Annotated in this window: 4 protein-coding genes; 2 read left to right on the top strand and 2 right to left on the bottom strand. The window is 71.2% G+C overall.

What is annotated here, in order from left to right:
* On the top strand, positions 1 to 533 hold a 533-nt coding region (locus C665_RS18240), incomplete at its 5' end, for a response regulator (protein ID WP_004325958.1).
* On the top strand, positions 530 to 1,258 hold the full coding sequence (locus C665_RS18235) for a response regulator transcription factor (protein WP_004325957.1): 729 nt from the start codon (positions 530 to 532) through the stop codon (positions 1,256 to 1,258). The genes C665_RS18240 and C665_RS18235, both read left to right, overlap by 4 nt.
* A gap of 33 nt (positions 1,259 to 1,291) precedes the next feature.
* Here the strand turns inward: C665_RS18235 and rlmB are convergent, their stop codons facing one another.
* Both rlmB and rnr read right to left on the bottom strand, forming a co-directional pair.
* Complete coding sequence (gene rlmB / locus C665_RS18230) at positions 1,292 to 2,047, bottom strand: 23S rRNA (guanosine(2251)-2'-O)-methyltransferase RlmB (protein WP_004325955.1); 756 nt, start codon at positions 2,045 to 2,047, stop codon at positions 1,292 to 1,294.
* Positions 2,040 to 4,967 (bottom strand): ribonuclease R, encoded by a 2,928-nt coding sequence (rnr, locus tag C665_RS18225; protein ID WP_040829648.1) that lies wholly within the window; start codon positions 4,965 to 4,967, stop codon positions 2,040 to 2,042. Before rnr ends, rlmB begins: the two co-directional genes overlap by 8 nt.
* Positions 4,968 to 5,079 lie beyond the last annotated feature (112 nt).

Genomic DNA, 5,079 nt, shown 5'->3' with positions numbered 1-5,079 from the left:
CGGCGGCGGCCGTGACTGCCCCCGAGCGCGCAGCGCCCGCGACGGCCCGCGCGCGCGCGCTCGACGGCCCGGTGCTGCTGGTGGAGGACGAGCCCGAGGTGCGCAAGGTGGTGCGCATGCAGCTCACCAGCCTGGGCCACGTCGTGATCGAGGCCGCCGACGGCGTCGAGGCGCTCGGGCTGCTGCAGAACGTCGACGACATCGCGCTGCTGGTGAGCGACACGGTGATGCCGGGCGGCATCGGCGGCCGCGAGCTCGCCCGCCGCGCGCGCACGCTGCGCCCGCAGCTGCCGATCCTGCTGGTGACCGGCTACGCCAGCGAGGCGACGCCGACCGACGAGCTCCCCGCCGACGTGCCGACGCTGCGCAAGCCCTTCGATCAGGCCGCGCTGGCGGGCGCGCTGGCGGCCCTGCTCGGGCCCGAACCGGGGGCGGCGGCAGGGGTCGAAGACGCGTCGCCGACTGCGCCGGCCGCCGACGGAGAAGCACGATCCCGCATCATGAACACCACCACGGAGCCTCGCCCCCAATGACCCAGAGCCCGATCGACCCCTCCCAGGCCCGGATCTTCGTGCTCGAGGACGACCCCGAGGTCGCCCGCCTGATCTGCATGAGCCTGGCCGAATACGGCTTCCGCTGCGAACAGATGCGCGCCGGCCGTCAGCTGCTCGAGCGCGCGCGCCAGCTCACCCCCGACCTCTGCATCGTGGACCTCGGCCTGCCCGACATGGACGGCATGCAGGTGGTGCGCGAGCTACAGGACGGCAGCCCGTGCGCAGTGCTGATCCTGACCGGCCGCAACGACGTGACCGACCGCGTGCTCGGTCTCGAGCTCGGCGCCGACGACTACATCGTCAAGCCCTTCGAGCCGCGCGAGCTGGTCGCTCGCGTACGCTCCATCCTGCGCCGCTACCAGCGCTCCGCCAGCGCCGACAGCGCCGGCGAACGCAGCACGGCGCGCTTCGCCGGCTGGACCTTCGACGCCAACCGCCACGCCCTCCTCGCCCCCGACGGCCGCGAGGTCCCGCTTTCCGCAGCCGAGGCCGGCCTCCTCGCCACCCTGCTGCGTCGCCCCAACAAGATCCTGTCGCGCGAACAGCTCCTCGGCGAACGCGACGTCGATCCCTTCGACCGCAGCATCGACGTCCGCATCTCGCGCCTGCGCCGCAAGCTCGACGACGACCCGCAGAACCCCCGCCTGATCAAGACGGTGTATGGCGCGGGGTATCTGTTTGCGGTGCAGGTGGAGTGGGTGTGAGAGGCCAAGGGGCAGGCCGGGACCACCACAGCTTCAGGAGCCGCGCTGGCGCCTGGCCTCGAACAGGCAGATGCCGCTGGCGACGGACACGTTGAGGCTCTCGACGCTGCCGTGCATCGGGATGCGCGCGAGCTCGTCGCAGGTCTCGCGGGTGAGGCGGCGCAGGCCGTCGCCCTCGGCGCCGAGCACCCAGGCGACGGGGACCTTCTGGTCGACCCCGTAGAGGGTCTTCTCGGCCTCGCCGGCGGCGCCGACGACCCACACGCCGGCGTCCTGCATCTCGCGCAGCGCGCGCGCGAGATTGGTGACGGTAATGTAGGGCACGGTGTCGGCGGCGCCGCTGGCGACCTTGACGGCGGTGGCGTTGAGACCCACCGCGCGATCCTTGGGCGCGACCACGGCGTGGGCGCCGGCAGCATCGGCCACGCGCAGGCAGGCGCCGAGGTTGTGCGGATCCTGCACGCCGTCGAGGACGAGGATGAGCGCGTTCTCGTCGAGGCTGTCGAGCACGTCGGCGAGCTTGATCTCGCGCCGGGTGGCGTCGACCTTGGCGACCACCCCCTGGTGGCGGCGGGTCCCGACGAGGGCGTCGAGCTTGTCGCCCTCGCTCTGGGTGATGCGTACGCCGGCACTCTCGGCCTGGGCGAGGAACTTGCGCACGCGCGCGTCCTTGCGATCGGCGGTGAGGAAGATCTCGAGCACCGAGTCGGGCGCGTGGCGCAGCTTGGCGGAGACGGCGTGGAAGCCGTAGATCAGCCGGGTGGGTGTGTTTTCGGGTGCTTTAGCCACGGTCGGAGCCCTTTGTGGTGGTCTTGCGGCCGGCACGTCGGGCCGGTACCGGGGGCGCGGATTCTAGCGCCTCGGCGGCGGACGCGGCGGGGACTTCGGTCGCGGTGCCGGCGACGGCCTTCTTCGCGCGCTTGCCGCGTGTCTTGGGCGCGGCGGGCGGAGCCGCATCCGGCGTAACCTCGAGCACCGGTGCGACGACGACCTCGGCGACCGTTGCGATCGCAGCCTTCTTCGCACGCTTGCCGCGCGCCTTGGGCGCGACAGGTTCCGCGGCGGCGGGCACAGGCTCGATCGCCGGCGCAGCCACGACCTCGGCCACCTGCCCGGCGACCACCTTCTTCGCGCGCTTGCCGCGCGCCTTGGGCGTCGCCGACGCCTCGGCAGCAGTCACAGACTCGCCCACCGGTGCGACGAGCACCTCCGCGACCACTTCGGGCGCAGCCTTCTTCGCCCGCTTGCCGCGCGCCTTGGGCGCGGCGGGCTCCGCTGCGGCAGCCGTGGACTCGACCGCCGGCGCGACGGGCACCTCCGCAAGCGCTTCGGGTGCGGCCTTCTTCGTCCGCTTGCCGCGCACCTTGGGCGCGGCGGGCTCCGCTGCGGCAGGCACAGCCTCGACCACCGGCGCAGGTGTGGCCTCGACCCTCTCCTCCACCTCAGCCTTCTTGCTGCGCGGCTTGCGCGCCCTCTTCCCTTCCACGGGCACGACCTCCGCGGCCACCACTTCGGCGACCTTCGGCGGGGCTTTGGCCTCGACCGGGAGCGGCCCCTCGATGAGGCGGAAGTCGATCTTGTTGGTGGCCATATCCACCCGCACGAGCTGCACCTTGACCCGGTCGGACAGGCGGAACTGCTTGCCGGTGCGCTCACCCATGAGCGCATGGCGGGTCTCGTCGTAGTGGAAGTAATCGCTGCCGAGGTCGGAGATGTGCAGCAGCCCCTCGATGAAGATGTCGTCGAGCGCCACGAAGAGACCGAAAGGCACCACCGCCGACACGCTGCCAACGAACTCCTCGCCGACGCGGTCCTGCATGAAGTAGCACTTGAGGAAGGCGACCACGTCGCGGGTGGCGTCGTCGGCGCGGCGCTCGGTCATCGAGCAGTGCAGGCCGATCTGCTCCCAGTCGCCGGGGCGGTACTGCTCGCCGGCGAGCGCGGCCTTGATGCCGCGGTGGATCAGCAGGTCGGGATAGCGCCGGATCGGTGAGGTGAAGTGGGTATAGGACTCGTAGGCGAGGCCGAAGTGGCCGACGTTGTCCGGGCTGTACATCGCCTGCTTGAGCGAACGCAGCATGACGGTCTGCAACAATTGGGCGTCGGGGCGGTCCTTGACCTGCTCGAGCAGCCTGGCGAAGTCGGCGGCGCGCGGCTCGTCGCCGCCGCCGAGGCCGAGGCCGAACTCCTTGAGGAACTCGCGCAGCTTGGCGAGCTTGTCCTCGGAGGGCGAGTCGTGGACGCGGTACAACGCCGGGTGCTCGCGCGTGGCGAGGAAGTCGGAGGCGCACACGTTGGCGGCGAGCATGCACTCCTCGATCAGGCGGTGGGCATCGTTGCGCACCTCGGGGACGATCTGCGCGATCTTGCCGTTATCGTCGAAGATCATGCGCGTCTCGGTGGTCTCGAAGTCAATCGCGCCGCGCTTCGCGCGCGCCTTGAGCAGCACGCGGAAGAGCTGGTCGAGCTGCTCGAGGTGGGGGAGCAGCGCGGCGAGTTCGGCGCGCACGGCCGGGTCCTTGTCGTACAGGGCCGCCGCAACCTTCGTGTAGGTCAGGCGCGCGTGCGACCAGATCACCGCGGGGTAGAAGCGGTAGTTCCTGATCTCGCCGGTGGCCGCGATGTTCATGTCGGCGACCATGGCCAGGCGCTCGACCTGCGGGTTGAGCGAGCACAGGCCGTTGGAGAGCTTCTCGGGCAGCATCGGGATGACGCGGCGCGGGAAGTACACCGAGTTGCCGCGATCGAAGGCATCCTTGTCGAGCGCGCTGGCGGCATCGACGTAGTGCGAGACGTCGGCGATGGCGACGATGAGGCGGTAACCCTTGCCCTGGCGCTCGCAATACACCGCGTCGTCGAAGTCCTTGGCGGTCTCGCCGTCGATGGTGACCAACGGCAACTTGGTGAGGTCCTCGCGGCCGGCCCAGTCCTTCTTGCGCACCACGTCGGGCAGCTTGCGCGTCTGCGCCTTGGCCTCGGAGGAGAACTCGAAGGGCAGGTCGTGCTTGCGCAGCGCGATCTCGATCTCCATGCCGGGGTCGGCGTAGTTGCCCAGCACCTCGACGATGCGCCCGATCGGCTGGGCGAACTTGGTGGGCTGCTCGACCAGCTCGACGGTGACGATCTGGCCTGGCTCGGGCTTCTTGCGCCCGCCCGGGGCGACCAGGATGTCCTGCGCCAGGCGGCGGTTCTCGGGCACGACGATCATCACGCCGTGCTCGTTGATGACACGACCGACGACGCGGGAGTTGGCGCGCTCGAGCACCTCGACCAGCTTGCCCTCGGGACGGCCGCGGCGGTCCGTGCCGGAGATGCGCACCATGACGCGGTCGCCGTGCAGCACCTCGCGCATCTCCTTGGGACCGAGAAAGACGTCGGGCTCGCCGTCGTCGCGGCGCAGGAAGCCGAAGCCGTCGGGGTGGCCCTCGACGCGCCCCTTGATGAGGTCGGCCTTGGCCGGCAGCAGGTAGGCGTCGCGGCGGTTGCGCACGACCTGGCCGTCGCGCTCCATCGCGCGCAGGCGACGGTCGAAGAAGTCGAGCTCGTGCGGGGCGATGTCGAGCGCGCCGGCGAGCTCGGCGAGGGGCATCGGCACGCCGCGCTCGGCGAGGATCTGCAGCACGTATTCGCGGCTGGGGAGCGGGTTGTCGTACTGCTGCGTCTCACGCTCGTAGAAGGGGTCGGCGAGACGGACGGCGCTGGCCTGCACGGCTGCCGCCTTGCGCGCGGCCCGACTGCGGCCAGGGCCGCGCGCCGGGGAGCCGGTGTGCCGAGTGCTGCCTTGGGCGGCGGGTTCGGGCGCGGCGTGCACGGCAAGTGTG

This window comes from Thauera aminoaromatica S2, from assembly GCF_000310185.1.
Lineage (GTDB): Bacteria > Pseudomonadota > Gammaproteobacteria > Burkholderiales > Rhodocyclaceae > Thauera > Thauera aminoaromatica.
This window is presented reverse-complemented; position numbering and strand designations above follow the sequence as displayed.

Excerpts from the sequence above, each read along its gene's own strand:
- C665_RS18235 (WP_004325957.1), top strand. The coding sequence starts at position 530 with ATGACCCAGAGCCCGATCGACCCCTCCCAGGCCCGGATCTTCGTGCTC.